Source organism: Paenibacillus plantiphilus, from assembly GCF_927798095.1.
Taxonomy (GTDB): Bacteria; Bacillota; Bacilli; order Paenibacillales; family Paenibacillaceae; genus Paenibacillus_Z; species Paenibacillus_Z plantiphilus.
This window is the reverse complement of the sequence record NZ_CAKMMF010000091.1, coordinates 1-433: the sequence shown is the minus strand read 5'-3', so window position 1 is coordinate 433 and position 433 is coordinate 1. Positions and strand designations below refer to the sequence as shown.

At 56.1% G+C, this 433-nt stretch carries 2 protein-coding genes; both read right to left on the bottom strand.

Translation table 11 applies throughout. The features are described from left to right. A partial coding sequence (locus tag L6H65_RS26500) for a hypothetical protein (RefSeq protein WP_236347791.1) occupies positions 1-198 on the bottom strand: 198 nt, incomplete at its 3' end. Positions 199-223: 25 nt separating this feature from the next. After that, positions 224-433: hypothetical protein (locus L6H65_RS26495; protein WP_236347789.1), on the bottom strand; the 210-nt coding region annotated here is incomplete at its 5' end.

Below are 433 nucleotides of genomic sequence, written 5' to 3'. Positions count from 1 at the left end.
GGACGTTTCTGTTGTTCGTCCGTTCTGAAGTATTACGCAGCTCTCCGACTTCTCGCCATGCGTCCGGTATGCATTTCGGGGTTTCCTTATAGCATCCGTTACTGAAACTGCCGCGCATTCTTTAGAAGCGGCGGGCGCGACGCGACCGCTTCGGCTTTGTTTAACCACTCGCCCTACAAGTGCACTTGTTTCAGACACGACGAGATCTCCGTGGGTCACATCGTCATCTTCCGTACCATGCCGTCCGCACACACCTTGGTGCGATGGGTGGACTAGAACGCCTTCGTCTCCATAGTGCAGACTCGACCTTGCCCCATCTTTGGCCGACCGGTTCGCAATTCGGGTAGCCCCGTTTCACTACGGCCTGGTACTTCTCCTCAAGCCCTTCAGACTCTGCCTCGCGGCAGACGCCCTGCCCTCCAGCAAAAAAAAA